Source organism: Pseudomonas sp. RA_35y_Pfl2_P32 (assembly GCF_963970735.1).
Lineage (GTDB): Bacteria > Pseudomonadota > Gammaproteobacteria > Pseudomonadales > Pseudomonadaceae > Aquipseudomonas.
On the sequence record NZ_CAXAQF010000036.1, the window covers coordinates 1 to 13,902 of the forward strand.

Consider the following 13,902-nt stretch of genomic DNA (forward strand, 5'->3'; position numbering starts at 1 on the left):
GCCGTCCTGGATAAGTTCCGCACCCTGAACCCACAACTATCAAGCTTCGCCAAGCCAGGGCAGTTGGTTGTTTTAAGTGACCCACAGAACACCCAGTGCACCCGAGAAGAAGCGTTGCTGATGGAAGGCCGCCAGCAAGGTGAACAGCGCTCTTGAGCCCATGAGTGATGATGAAGCGGCCTTTATGGTGCGCCACCAGGCTGAAATTGAGTCGTTTCTGACTGAGGGCTCAGGGGCGATCGGTATCGGTGAAGTCATGTTCTCCAAACACCTGGATGACCTGAAGGGCACGCTGGAACAACTGGAAGCGCTGCACCAGCGTACATTCCAACAACATGGCAGGTTGCAGACGCCTGAGTTTTTTGCGGAACGAAACCGTCTGTTGTCTCAACTGGACCACAGCCTGGGGCCGCTTGTGCGTAAGGGCGTGGGTATACCTGAGCATCCAAAACTGAAAAACGCCTTGGGGATCTCCAGTCGTAGTTTGGTTCACCACTGGAGCAAAGCTGGGGCGGCTGGAAGTATTCCGGGTTATGCGACTCACATCGAAGGCGTCGCCAAGGCCAGTAAATACATCAAGGTAGGGGGCTGGATTGGAGTTGGTCTCGGCGCGTCGGCTTCGGCGCTGAAGGTCCAGGAAACATGCCGGGTGGGTCGTGAGGAAGACTGTCGCAAGGTGACACTCACTGAGAGCGGGAAATTTTCTGGGGGGCTGGCAGGAGGTGCAATTGCCGGCGTATTGGTTTCTGGTCCAGTCGCCACAGGCGTGTGCGCGGTCATTGGCGTGAGCACGGTTGGTGTGGGAGGCATTGTTTGTGCTTTAGTGGTCGTAGCAGGCGCTTCGGTAGCAGGTGGAGCGGTCGGCGAATCGGGTGGTGAGCTCGTCGGTGAACAAATTTATGAGGTGAGCAAGTAGCCATGTTTGATAACTATACCCTCAGTTGGATGTCGGTATTTTTATTGATATTCATATCCTTGGCCTTATGGCTTTACACCTCTTATACAAAAATGGATGAGATGCTGAAGCATCTTTCGAACTGTCGTGCCATTCAGATCAGGAAGCCCCTGATGGGTAAGGATCCGTTTGGGCGTTTGTTCATGATGGGAACCATTGCGGGAGTGTTGCTGACTCCGAAGCTGTACCTGAAAGATGGTGGTGCGGATCCCGATGACATTGAAAAATTTCCGAAAAAATTGAAAACAATAATCGCCATTCAGTACGGGCTTGTGGTGCTCACCGGATCTTCGATGTTCGCGCTCTGGGGGGTTGGAAAGTATATGGGTTGGCTAAAATAACCTTGCTGAGATGAACACCAGGCCCGCCATTTGGCGGGCTTTTACTAGCTGGTGATTGGCTTCATCTTCCCGGCCAGCTGTTTCCAAGCGGTAGATGTCTTCGAATGGCATGCGCCGGCCCCTGACGCTTCACCGGCTTTGGTTTTGGTCTTTTTGCCGCGCACGCGCTCGGCTTGTTCTGTGGCCTCCATTGCGAGGTAGATCATATTGATGAAGACGGTTCCCGCCTTTTGGCCTGGTTATTTTTCCCTGACCAGAATCATTCCCAAGTCTATTTTGTGACGTCAATAGCGCAATGAGGGCCAGGCGCGATACGAAAACCAATATTTGGTCACGCAGGCGTGTCGATAACAACCTGCATTTGGTATTCTCCTCGGGCATATATTCTGAGAAGGAACACAAGATGAGCGACCTGATTTCCTACCACCTCGAAGACGGTATCGCGACCCTGACCTTGAGCAATGGCAAGGTCAATGCCATCTCCCCGGACGTGATCGCCGCGTTCAATGCTGCGCTGGACCAGGCCGTGACGGATCGGGCGGTGGTGATCATCACCGGTCAGCCGGGCATCCTCTCCGGTGGTTATGACCTGAAGGTGATGACGGCCGGTCCCAAGGAGGCCGTGAACCTGGTGACTGCCGGCTCCACCCTCGCCCGCCGCCTGCTGGCCCACCCGTTTCCGGTGATCGTTGCGTGCCCTGGGCATGCGGTGGCCAAGGGTGCGTTCATTCTGTTGTCGGCCGACTACCGGATCGGGGTCGAGGGGCCGTTCAGCATTGGCCTGAATGAAGTGCAGATCGGCATGACCATGCACCACGCCGGCATCGAGCTGGCCCGTGATCGCCTGCGCAAGTCGGCGTTCCACCGTTCGGTGATCAATGGCGAGATGTTCGACCCGCAAGGCGCGGTGGATGCCGGCTTCCTCGACAAGGTGGTCGCGGCCGAAGAGCTGCAAAGCGCCGCACTGGCCGCAGCCCGCCAGTTGAAGAAGATCAACATGACCGCCCACAAGAACACCAAGCTCAAAGTTCGCAAGGGCTTGCTGGATGCGCTGGACAGCGCAATCGTCCAGGACCAGGCCCACCTGGTTTAACGTCAGGCCCTGCACTTGCTCGCGATGGACTAAAAAACAACGCGTTTTCCAGGTTTCACGCGTCATCGTTTACGTCCATCGCGAGCGCGCTCGCTCCTACAATGTTCGGCGTTGTCGCCAAGCATCGGGCTTTTTCCTACATGGACAACCGAAAAGAACTCAAGCGCTCTAGCCTGCATCCGTCAGAAGATAGCGGAAACATGCGCTTAAACATCGGCCATCTCCTACCGATATAGCGGCAATTGCCGAAAACAGTGCACATCCGTACACTGCGCCACCTTTTGCTCCGGTGGGCCTGTAGATGCTGTATCTGTTTCGTATGTTGTTGATGGGCCTGCATTTTGTTTTGGCGGGTGTGCTGGGTGTGTTGCTCGGTCTGTGCCGGCCGTTCAACCCGGATAACAGCCGGTTGTGCGCCCGCCTCTATGCCTGGCCGGCAATGTGCATCCTGCGCCTGCGGGTCAAGACCGACGTCGACTCGCTGACCCACAAAACGCAAAGCTGTGTGGTGCTTGCCAACCACCAGTCCAACTACGATTTGTTTGTGCTGGGCAACGTGGTGCCGCACCGCACCGTGTGCATCGGCAAGAAGAGCCTGAAATGGGTGCCGCTGTTCGGGCAATTGTTCTGGCTGGCCGGCAATGTGCTGATCGACCGCGGCAACGCCCACAAGGCGCGCCAGTCGATGCTCACCACCACCCACACCTTGCAGCACAAGGACACCTCGATCTGGGTGTTCCCCGAGGGCACGCGCAACCTGGGCAAGGAACTGCTGCCGTTCAAGAAGGGCGCGTTCCAGATGGCGATTGCCGCCGGTGTGCCGATCGTGCAGGTGTGCGTCAGCAACTACATCAACCACATGCGCCTCAATCGCTGGAACAGCGGCCAGATCCTGATCCGCTCGCTGCCGCCGATCCCTACCGCTGGCCTGACCCTGGATGACATGCCGCAACTGATGGCCCAGTGCCGCGAGCAGATGCGTGAATGCATCGAGGCCATGGACCGCCAACTGCAAGCCGCCTGACTCCCCAGCCCGCGCTGCGGGTTAGCCTCGCTCCGACCTCCCCAAGCAGGCTAAGCTGCACCCTGCTTGTCACTGCCATTGGTCAAGAAGAAGTGAATCGCAATCATGGGTAGAGTCGTTGCGGCCGCGGTCTACAGCGCCGGCAAGAAAGTCACCAACATCACCCTGGATGAAGGCGCGGCCTGGGCAGAAAAACCCGGGCACTTTGTATGGATCGGCCTCGAAGAGCCGAGTGCCCTGGAGCTGGCCAACCTGCAACGCCAGTTCAACCTGCACGAACTGGCCATTGAAGACGCCCTGGAAAAACACAGCCGGCCCAAGCTCGAGACCTTCGGTGACGCGCTGTTTATCGTCACCTACTCACCGGTGCGCGAGAACGGCGTGCTGGAGTTCATCGAGACCCACATTTTTGCCGGCACGGGCTACGTCATCACCTGCCGCAACGGCCACTCGGCCTCCTATGCCCACGTGCGCCAGCGCTGTGAGGCGCGCCCGCTGCTGCTGGAGCATGGCGAAGACTTCGTGCTGTATGCCCTGCTCGACTTCGTGATTGAGAACTACCAGCCGGTGGGCGAAGCGATCCACGGCGAAATCGACGCCCTGGAACACAACGTGCTGAACAGCGCCCTGAGCGAGCGGGATATCCAGAACCTGCATGGCCTGCGTCGCGACGTGTTGCGCCTGCGCCGCTACGCCGCGCCCATGGTGGAAATCAGCGAAGAGCTGCAGAAGCTCAAATTCCCGTTTATCGACAAGAGCATGCGTCCCTACTTTCGGGACGTGCAGATCCATGTCACGCGGCAGATGGAAGACCTCACCACCCTGCGCGACATTGCCAGCCAGACCATCGAGATCGGGGTGCTGCTGGAGGCGTCACGGCAAAGCGTGGTGCAACGCAAGTTCGCCGCCTGGGCAGCGATCCTGGCGTTTCCGACGGCGGTGGCGGGGATCTACGGGATGAACTTCCAGAACATGCCGGAGCTGACCTGGCACTACGGCTACTTCGGGGTGCTGGGGTTTATCAGCGTGGGCTGCATCGCACTGTGGAGCAGCTTCAAGCGCTCGGGGTGGTTGTAGCCTGCGGCCAGCGACCAGCGCTCAAACGGCCTCCCATTGGCGCATGCGCACGCGGCAATGTTTCATGGCGTTGACGATGTGCTTTTCTACCAGGCTGCGGGAAATGCCCAGGTGCTCGGCAATCTCGGGGTGGGACATGCCTTCGAGCTTGCGCAGCAGGAAACTCTCGCGGCACAGCGGCGGCAGTTCGGCCAGGGCGCGCTGCAACAGGTCCAGGCGCTGGGCTTGATCGAGGCTGCTTTGCAGAGACGGGCCATGGAAGCGCTCTTCGCTGTCGAGCACTTCCAGCGGTTCGACCGGGCGCGTGACGTTGCGCCGATGACCATCAATCACCAGATTCAAGGCCGTGCGATAGAGGAAGGCGCGCGGCTGTTCGATCGGCGTGTCGCTGGCGCGTTCCAGCACCCTCACGTAGGCGTCATGCACCGCATCTTCGGCCACCTGGCGGTTGCCCAGCTTGGCGTTGAGGAAACGCACCAGCTCGCGATAGTAGTTTTCCAACGTGACTCCCGACCGCTTTGATCAACGGTGCTGTCCTTGAACCTGGCCAACGCCTGAGGAAAACGATGGCGGCACGATGATGGCAACTCTGCAGCGTGTAATTTATAGTAATTCTCATATAGATTTAAAGTACTGCGTCGTTTGCGCCGTAAATAATCCCGACGGGCCGCTGCAACCCTTTGTGTCAGCGCCTAAATTTGCCCGTTAACCCATCGTATTAAGGACAGTTCCCCGTCACTGCCGGGTTTTCTGGCAGGGCCTGGCTGTGGTCGCGATGTGCGCGCCAGCGGGCCTCGGGACGTTTTCCATTGCTCGGAAGCCTGCATGAAACACCCGCGAAAGACCCGCCGTGCCCTGCTTGCAGGCTTTTGCCTGATCCCGCTTATCGCCCTGGCTGCCTGGCAGCTCAATGCGCCCGGCCGGGATCAGTTCGCCACGGTGCAGGTCAGCCGCGGCGACATCGAGAGCAGTGTCACCGCCCTCGGCACCTTGCAGCCACGGCGCTATGTCGACGTCGGCGCCCAGGCCTCGGGGCAGATCAAGCACCTCCACGTTGAGGTCGGGGATGTGGTCAAGGAAGGTCAACTGCTGGTGGAAATCGACCCTGCGACCCAGAACGCCAAGCTCGATGCCGGGCGTTTCTCCATCGACAACCTCAAGGCCCAGTTGCAGGAACAACGGGCCCAGCACGACTTGGCCCGGCAGAAATACCAGCGCCAGCAAAACCTCGCCGCCGGCGGCGCCACCCGTGAAGAGGACGTGCAGACCGCCCACGCCGAACTGCGCGCCACCGAGGCACGCATCCAGATGTTCCAGGCTCAGATCCGCCAGGCCGAAGCCAGCCTGCGCAGCGATCAGGCCGAGTTGGGCTACACGCGCATCTACGCGCCAATGGCCGGCACCGTGGTGGCGCTGGACGCCCGCACCGGCCAGACCCTCAACGCCCAGCAGCAGACGCCGTTGATCCTGCGCATTGCCAAACTGTCGCCGATGACCGTCTGGGCCGAAGTCTCGGAGGCCGATATCGGCCACGTCAAACCCGGCATGCAGGCTTACTTCACCACCCTCGCCGGTGGTGCGCGGCGCTGGCAGAGCACGGTGCGCCAGATCCTCCCGGTGCCGCCCAAACCCCTGGACCCGAGTGGCCAGGGCAGCGGTGGCGGCAGCCCGTCGAGCAGCGGTAAAAGCGGCAGCGCGCGGGTGGTGCTGTACACCGTATTGCTGGACGTCGACAACGCCGACAACGCGCTGATGGCGGAAATGACCACCCAGGTATTTTTTGTCGCTGGCGCTGCGAAAGACGTGCTCACTGCCCCGGTTTCGGCCCTGCAGAACGGTGCCAGGGCCGACAGCCAACGCGTGCGGGTCGTTGCCAAGAACGGCAGCATTGAAGCCCGCGAAGTCAGCACCGGCCTCAGCGACCGCTTGCAGGTGCAGATCCTCGATGGGGTGAATGAGGGCGATCACCTGCTGATCGGTCCGGTCGACGGCCACGAGGGTTGAATGCAAACGCCGCTGATCGACCTCAAAGACATCCGTAAATCCTACGGCGGCGGTGACGCCCCCGAAGTCCATGTGCTGCGCGGCATCGACCTGTCGATTCATGCCGGTGAGTTCGTGGCGATTGTCGGCGCCTCCGGCTCCGGCAAGTCGACGCTGATGAACATCCTCGGCTGCCTCGACCGCCCGAGCGCCGGCGAATACCGGTTTGCCGGGGAAAACGTCGCGCAGCTGGACAGCGACGAACTGGCCTGGCTGCGCCGTGAAGCCTTCGGTTTTGTGTTCCAGGGTTACCACCTGATTCCCTCGGGCTCGGCCCAGGAAAACGTCGAGATGCCGGCGATCTACGCCGGCATCCCGGCCGCCGAACGCCATGCCCGCGCGGCCGCCCTGCTCGGCCGGCTGGGGCTGGCGGAGCGCACCGGCAACCGCCCCCATCAGCTCTCCGGCGGCCAGCAACAACGGGTGTCGATTGCCCGCGCGCTGATGAACGGCGGGCATATCATCCTTGCCGATGAACCCACCGGGGCCCTCGACAGCCAGAGCGGCGCCGAGGTCATGACCCTGCTCGATGAACTGGCGAGCCAGGGCCACGTGGTGATCCTGATCACCCACGACCGGGAAGTCGCGGCCCGGGCCAAGCGCATCATCGAAATCCGTGACGGGCTGATCATCAGCGACAGTGCCGCCACCCATCCAGAGGCCCAGTATTCGGCCAACCCCGGCGCCCTGCAGGCGGTGGATCTGCGCCAGCGCCTGAGCCAGGGCAGCGCAGCCAATGGCGCCTGGAAAGGCGAACTGCTGGATGCGGTGCACGCGGCCTGGCGGGTGATGTGGATCAACCGCTTTCGCACGGCCCTGACCCTGCTTGGGATCATCATCGGCGTGGCCTCGGTGGTGGTGATGCTGGCGGTGGGCGAAGGCAGCAAACGCCAGGTGATGGCGCAGATGGGTGCCTTTGGCTCGAACATCATTTACCTCGGTGGCTCGGCGCCAAACCCGCGCACGCCCGCCGGCGTAGTCACCCTCAGCGACGTCGCGGCCCTGGCCCGCCTGCCGCAGGTCAAGCGCATCATGCCGGTCAACGGCGCCGAGGCCGGGGTGCGTTTTGGCAACGCCGACCACCTGAGCTACGTGGGCGGCAACGACACCAATTTCCCGGCGATCTTCAACTGGCCGGTGGTCGAGGGCAGCTACTTCACCGAGGCCGACGAACGTAATGCCGCGGCGGTGGCGGTGATCGGCAAGAAGGTCCGCGACAAACTGCTCAAGGATGTCGCCAACCCCATCGGCCAGTACATCCTGATCGAGAACGTGCCCTTTCAAGTGGTCGGCGTGCTGGCGGAAAAAGGCGCCAGCTCCGGCGATCAGGACAGCGATGACCGCATTGCCATCCCCTACTCTGCCGCCAGCGTGCGCCTGTTCGGCACATACGAGCCGGAATACATCGCCATTGCCGCCGCCGATGCGCGCAAGGTCAAGGAAGCCGAACAGGCGATCGACCAGTTGATGCTAAAGCTGCACAACGGCAAGAAGGACTACGAACTGACCAACAACGCAGCGATGATCCAGGCCGAGGCGCGTACGCAAAATACCCTGTCGCTGATGCTCGGCTCGATTGCCGCGATTTCCCTGCTGGTGGGCGGTATCGGGGTGATGAACATCATGCTCATGACCGTGCGCGAGCGCACCCGCGAGATCGGCATCCGCATGGCCACCGGCGCCCGGCAACGGGACATCCTGCGCCAGTTCCTGACGGAAGCGGTGATGCTCTCGGTGGTCGGTGGCATAACCGGGATCGCCCTGGCCCTGCTGGTGGGCGGCGTGCTGATGCTCAGTGAAGTGGCCGTGGCGTTTTCCCTGTTCGCGGTCCTCGGCGCCTTCGGTTGCGCCCTGGTCACCGGCGTTATCTTCGGCTTCATGCCGGCCCGTAAAGCTGCCCGGCTCGACCCGGTCACGGCCCTTACCAGTGAATGATCGACCTATGAAGTCGCCTTTGAGTCTGCTCTGCACCTGCCTGCTGCTCAGTGCCTGCGGGACCTCCGCCGAGCGCCCGGACAGCGGCATCAGCGCGCCGCCCGCCTGGCAATCGCCCGTCAGCGCCAACACCGACGAACACCGCCAGCAATGGTGGGCCACGTTCGGCAGCCCGGAGCTCGAAGGCCTGATCGTCGACGCGCAGCTTGGCAGCCATGACCTGGCGGCTGCCGTGGCACGGGTGCGCCAGGCCCAGGCGACGGCGGTGATCGCCGGCGGACCGTTGCTGCCGCAGGTCCAGGCCGGGTTGAATGCCAACCGCCAGAAGCTGCTGCGCGGCAACGGCTACAGCCAGCTGGATGCCGACAGCAGCAACCAGGCCGTGGACTACTTTGACGCCAGCCTCAGCGCCAGCTACGAGATCGACTTCTGGGGCGCCCGGCACGCCGCCCGCGACAGCGCGCTGCAAGAGGTGCGCGCCAGCGAGTTCGATCAGGCGACCGTCGAGCTGACCCTGCTCAGCAGCGTGGCTAACCGTTACAGCCAGAGCCTGTCGCTGGCCGAGCAAAGCCGCATCGCCGAGCTGAACCTAGGGAACGCGCAACGGGTGCTGAAACTGGTGCAGACCCGCTACGACTCGGGGTCAGCCACAGCCCTGGAGCTGGCCCAGCAAAAGAGCCTGGTGGCGGCCCAACAGCGGCAATTACCGCTGGTGCAACAGCAGGCCGAAGACGCGCGGATCACCCTCGCGGCGCTGCTCGGTCGCCCGGTGCAAGCGCTGCCACGCAGCCACATGGCCTTCGCCCAAATGAGCTGGCCGAGCATCGCCAGCGGGGTGCCCAGCGACCTACTTAGCCGCCGCCCGGACATCGCCCGGGCCGAAGCGCAATTGGCTGCGGCCCAGGCCGACGTCATCGTGGCCCGTGCGGCGATGCTGCCCAGCGTCACCCTGAGCGCCAACATCGGCTCGGGGGCCGACACCTTCAGCGACCTGTTGCGCAGTCCGTTCTACAACCTCACGGCCGGGCTGGTGGCGCCGATCTTCAACAATGGCCGCCTCAGCGCCGAACGCGACCGCGCCACCGCGCGCCAGCAAGAGCTGCTGGAGAGTTATCGCGGGGCGATCATCAATGGCTTTGCCGACGTCGAAAAAGCCCTCACCCACATCCGTGGCCTGGACCAGCAACGCCAATGGCAAGGCGAGGAGCTGGCCCAGGCCCAGACCGCGTTCGCTATCGCCCAGAGCCGCTACCAGGCCGGCGCCGAGGATTTGCTCAGCGTGCTGGAAACCCAACGCTCCCTGTTCGCCGCCCAGGACTTGAACGTGCAACTGCGCCTGGCGCGGTTGCAGGCCAGTATGGGTTTGTACAAGGCGTTGGGGGGGAATTGGTGATCAGCAACGAAGCGTGGGACTGTGGGAGCGAGCTTGCTCGCGATGAGGCCGGCACAGCCAACATCCATGGTGCTAGACATACCGCTATCGCGAGCAAGCTCGCTCCCACAGGGGGTGGGCTTGTGCATGATCTGTCAGCCCCCCTAGCCATCTCCAACAACGGGCTGCTGGCCCCTTCACCACCCACCTGATTGTGGAGATTTCGTAAAAAACCTCATCGAACCTTTCCGGTTTTTCCATGGCCTCGCGTCTTACTTACAGAAGGTACAAATAATTCTCAGTCAATGCATGGAAGAGTAAAAGAATAATGCCCGCACCACACGGACTCCACCCTCTGGCCAAGGCCCTGCTGATTCGCCATTCCTTTCGTCCACGCCTGCCGACCCTGTGCGCCCTGGCACTGGCCGCGCCGCTGATCGGCCAGGCCCAGGCGCAGGTGGTGGAGGTCAACATCCAGGCCCAGCCACTGGGTAACGCGCTGCAGGAATTTGGTCGCCAGACCCACCTGCAAGTGCTGTACAGCCCGGACGATGTCGCCGGCCTGCGCAGCACCGCCATCCAGGGCAGCCTGGATTCCAACGCGGCGATTGCCCAGTTGCTGCAAGGCACCGGCATCAACTACAGCGTCCAGGGCAATACCCTGACCCTGCGCACCCGCAGTAGCAGCAACTCCTTGGACCTGGACCCGACCACTGTTTCCGCGACCCAGGAATCGGCATGGGGACCGGTTGACGGGATCGTGGCCAAGCGCAGCGGCACCGGGACCAAAACCGATACGCCGCTCAATGAAATCCCGCAGACCGTCAACGTGGTCACCGCCGATGAAGTCAAATCCCGTGGCGCCCAGACAGTCACCGAAGCCCTGCGCTACACCGCAGGCATGACCGGCGGCGGCTTCTCCGACCGCGTGGGGATTTTCGACGAGCCCACCTCCCGCGGTTTCACCCCGACCCCGGTGTACCTCGATGGCCTGCACCTGCCCTACGGCGGCGGCAGTACCGGCGGTTCGCTGCAGATCGACCCCTACACCCTGGAGCGCATCGAAGTGCTCAAGGGGCCGGCCTCGGTGCTCTACGGACAGAACCAGCCAGGCGGGATCGTCAACCTGGTGGGCAAGCGCCCGACCGCCACGCCGCTGCATGAAGTGGTGCTGGGCACCGGCAGCTACGACCGCCAGTACGGCGCCTTCGACTTCGCCGGTCCGATCGACGACCAGGGCGAGCTTCTCTATCGCCTCACCGGCCTGGCCAGCGACGCCAACTCGAACATCGACTACGTCGACAACAACCGCATGCTGCTGGCGCCGAGCCTGACCTGGCTGCCGAACGAGCGCACCAGCCTGACGCTGTTCGCTCAGTACCAGAAAGACCGCGACACCCCGGAAGCCCAGGGCCTGCCAGCAGAAGGCACGGTGTTCAACAGCCCCAACGGCAAGATCAGCCGTGACCTATTCCTCGGTGAGCCGGGCCTGAACACATACGACCGCGAGCAGTTTGTGGTCGGCTATGACGCCGCCTACGAACTCAACGACATCTGGACCCTCAAGCAACGCACCAGCTACGCCTACGTGGATGACCAGTACGTCGCGCCGCTGCACGGCTACGCCTACATTCCCAACCCGGCCACCGGTGTTGCTGACCAGCGCTACCAGAAACGCTTCGGCGTGGACTGGTCGCAAACCAACAAGGTCTACGGCATCGATAGCACCGCCCAGGCCAAGTTCAAGACCGGTGAGCTCGACCACACCGTTCTGCTGGGCGTGGACTACTACCACTTCAACACCCAATTCCTCGGCCTGTACGACCGCAACGGCCCGGCCCTCGACTTGTTCAACCCGGTCTATGGCAGTGAGTTCACCTTCAGCCAACCGTACCGCTGGGACAACACGATCAAGCAGACTGGCCTGTACGTGCAGGACCAGATGAAGTGGGACAAGTGGTTCCTGACCCTGGGTGGGCGGTATGACTACGCCACCACCGAAAACACCCTGCCAGGCAGCACCACCGCTGATACCCGGTCCACGGATGAGAAGTTCACCGGCCGGGCCGGCTTCGGCTACCTGTTCGAGAACGGCCTGACGCCCTACGTCAGCTACGCCGAATCGTTCCTGCCGCAAACCGGCGTGGACATGAGTGAGAAAGCCTTCAAGCCAACCGAAGGCAAGCAGTATGAAGTGGGCGTCAAGTACGAGCCGAGTGCCATCGACGGTTTCATCCAGTTGTCGGTGTACCAGATCGACCAGGAGAACATGCTGACCAACGACCTGAACAACCCGGGCTTCAGCATCCAGAGCGGCGCAGTGCGCTCGCGCGGTGTGGAGCTCGAAGGCAAGGTCAACGTCACCCAGAACCTGCGCGTGTTGGGTTCGGTGTCGCGCAACCAGATCAAGTGGCAGAGCACCAACGATGGTCGCGAGGGTCGTACCCTGGCCATGAGCCCACCGCTGACCGCTTCGGCATGGGTTGACTACCGCTTCGACCACAGTGCCCTTGCCGGTCTGGGCGCGGGCCTGGGCGTGCGTTACGTGCGCAGCAGCTACGGCTCGGACTACGAGGACGATTCGTTCCAGATTCCGTCCTACACCGTGTATGACGGCATGCTCTCCTACGACCTGGAACAATCGCCCCTGCGGGTCAAGGGCGTGAAGGTCAAACTGAACCTGGAAAACATCGAAGACAAAACGTACGTCGCCAGTTGCAACAGCACCCTGGACAGCTACTACGGCGAAGGCCGCACCGTCACGGCGGACATGACCTACACCTTCTAAACCCGCAACGTCAAACGCCGCTGCCTCAGGAATGGGGCAGCGGCGTTTTTGTTATGGGAACCTTGCAGGCCAGGCTTTCCCGATCAAGCAGGCAAGCGACGATAGCTCTGGACCGCCGCTCCCAGCACCACCACCCCGGCGGCAATCGCCAGCCAGAAGCCACTGCGGGCGCCAAAGGCGTCCACCAGCCAGCCGGAACCGGCGGCGCCGATGGCCACGCCGATGCTCAGGCCGGTCACCAACCAGGTCAGGCCCTCGGTGAGCTTGGCCGGCGGCACGATGCGCTCGACCAGGGCCATGGCGACAATCAGGGTCGGGGCAAAAAATAGCCCGGCGATGAACACCGTCAGTGCCAGCCCGACGATGTTGCTGGCCAGCAGCAGCGGCAGCGTGGTCAGCGCCGTCGCCACCCCGCCATAGAGGAACAGGCGCGGCAGCGGCACCTCGGTTTTCAGCGCACCAAATGCCAGGCCCGCCAGGCAGGAGCCAATGGCATACACCGAGAGCACGATGCTCGCCGCCGCCGGCTGCCCTTGCTGTTGGGCGAAGGCCACACTGACCACGTCCACCACGCCGACGATGGTGCCCAGGGCGACCATCAGCAGGATCAACCAGCGCACGTGTACCGAGGCGATGGCCGAGCCGGGTTGCGCCTGGTCATGGGGATGCACCCCAGGCTCGGTGCTGCGTTGCATGACAAACGCACTCACCCCGATGGCCAGCGCCAGCAGCGCCGCCAGCGGCCCGGCCTCGGGAAAGGCCACCACGCACAGCCCCACCGAGAGCGGCGGGCCGACGATGAAACAGACTTCGTCGAGCACCGACTCCAGGGCGTAGGCGGTTTGCAATTGCGGCTGACCGCGATAGATCTCGGTCCAGCGCGCCCGCACCATCGCTGACATGCTCGGCATGCAACCGGCCAATGCGGCGAACACAAACAGTGCCCAGTGCGGTGCCTGCAAGCGGGTACAGAGCAACAGCAGCAACAGTGCTCCACCGCCAATCAGGGCCGCGATGGGCAGCACCCGGCCCTGGCCGTAACGGTCGACCAGGCGCGACACCTGGGGTGCACACACGGCCGTGGCCAGGGCGAAGGTCGCGGCCACGGCACCGGCCAATGCATAACCGCCGTGCAATTGCGACAGCATGGTGATCAGGCCGATGCCAGTCATGGAAATCGGCATGCGCGCGATCATCCCGGCCAGCACAAAGGCCCGACTGCCGGGTGCAGTGAACAAGGCCGAATAGGGGTTTGCCATTGGGTTCCATCCTCT

At 62.5% G+C, this 13,902-nt stretch carries 11 protein-coding genes; 9 read left to right on the forward strand and 2 right to left on the reverse strand.

Annotated features, from left to right (window positions below; genetic code table 11):
* Positions 1-160 precede the first annotated feature (160 nt).
* The 5 genes from AACY45_RS25775 (at position 161) to AACY45_RS25795 (ending at position 4,490) form a co-directional block, all read left to right on the forward strand.
* Entirely contained in the window at positions 161-916 is a 756-nt protein-coding gene (locus tag AACY45_RS25775) for a hypothetical protein (RefSeq protein WP_339548229.1), read from the forward strand.
* A gap of 2 nt (positions 917-918) precedes the next feature.
* Complete coding sequence (locus AACY45_RS25780; protein WP_339548230.1) at positions 919-1,296, forward strand: hypothetical protein; 378 nt, start codon at positions 919-921, stop codon at positions 1,294-1,296.
* A gap of 403 nt (positions 1,297-1,699) precedes the next feature.
* Positions 1,700-2,389 (forward strand): crotonase/enoyl-CoA hydratase family protein, encoded by a 690-nt coding sequence (locus AACY45_RS25785; protein ID WP_339548232.1) that lies wholly within the window; start codon positions 1,700-1,702, stop codon positions 2,387-2,389.
* 301 nt (positions 2,390-2,690) lie between these two features.
* The gene (locus AACY45_RS25790) at positions 2,691-3,413 is read left to right on the forward strand and encodes a 1-acylglycerol-3-phosphate O-acyltransferase (RefSeq protein ID WP_339548234.1); all 723 of its coding nucleotides are present in this window, start codon (positions 2,691-2,693) and stop codon (positions 3,411-3,413) included.
* 105 nt (positions 3,414-3,518) lie between these two features.
* Positions 3,519-4,490, forward strand: a complete 972-nt coding sequence (locus AACY45_RS25795; RefSeq protein WP_339548235.1) for a magnesium and cobalt transport protein CorA — start codon at positions 3,519-3,521, stop codon at positions 4,488-4,490.
* 21 nt (positions 4,491-4,511) lie between these two features.
* Here AACY45_RS25795 and AACY45_RS25800 read toward each other — a convergent pair whose 3' ends face one another.
* The gene (locus AACY45_RS25800) at positions 4,512-4,991 is read right to left on the reverse strand and encodes a sigma-70 family RNA polymerase sigma factor (protein ID WP_339548236.1); all 480 of its coding nucleotides are present in this window, start codon (positions 4,989-4,991) and stop codon (positions 4,512-4,514) included.
* Positions 4,992-5,315: 324 nt separating this feature from the next.
* On the opposite strand from AACY45_RS25800, the gene AACY45_RS25805 reads away from it, so the two are divergent.
* The 4 genes from AACY45_RS25805 to AACY45_RS25820 all read left to right on the forward strand — a co-directional run bounded on the left by AACY45_RS25805 (position 5,316) and on the right by AACY45_RS25820 (position 12,628).
* Positions 5,316-6,494 carry an efflux RND transporter periplasmic adaptor subunit gene (locus AACY45_RS25805; RefSeq protein WP_339548238.1) on the forward strand — a complete coding sequence of 393 codons (1,179 nt, stop codon included), beginning with the start codon at positions 5,316-5,318 and terminating at the stop codon, positions 6,492-6,494.
* Complete coding sequence (locus AACY45_RS25810) at positions 6,495-8,468, forward strand: MacB family efflux pump subunit (protein ID WP_339548239.1); 1,974 nt, start codon at positions 6,495-6,497, stop codon at positions 8,466-8,468.
* 7 nt (positions 8,469-8,475) lie between these two features.
* On the forward strand, positions 8,476-9,861 hold the full coding sequence (locus AACY45_RS25815; RefSeq protein ID WP_339548241.1) for an efflux transporter outer membrane subunit: 1,386 nt from the start codon (positions 8,476-8,478) through the stop codon (positions 9,859-9,861).
* Positions 9,862-10,168: 307 nt separating this feature from the next.
* The gene (locus AACY45_RS25820) at positions 10,169-12,628 is read left to right on the forward strand and encodes a TonB-dependent siderophore receptor (RefSeq protein ID WP_339548243.1); all 2,460 of its coding nucleotides are present in this window, start codon (positions 10,169-10,171) and stop codon (positions 12,626-12,628) included.
* A gap of 83 nt (positions 12,629-12,711) precedes the next feature.
* On the opposite strand, the gene AACY45_RS25825 is transcribed toward AACY45_RS25820, so the two are convergent.
* Positions 12,712-13,887: an MFS transporter gene (locus AACY45_RS25825; protein WP_339548244.1), complete on the reverse strand. Its 1,176-nt coding sequence runs from the start codon at positions 13,885-13,887 to the stop codon at positions 12,712-12,714.
* Between the last annotated feature and the right edge of the window lie 15 nt (positions 13,888-13,902).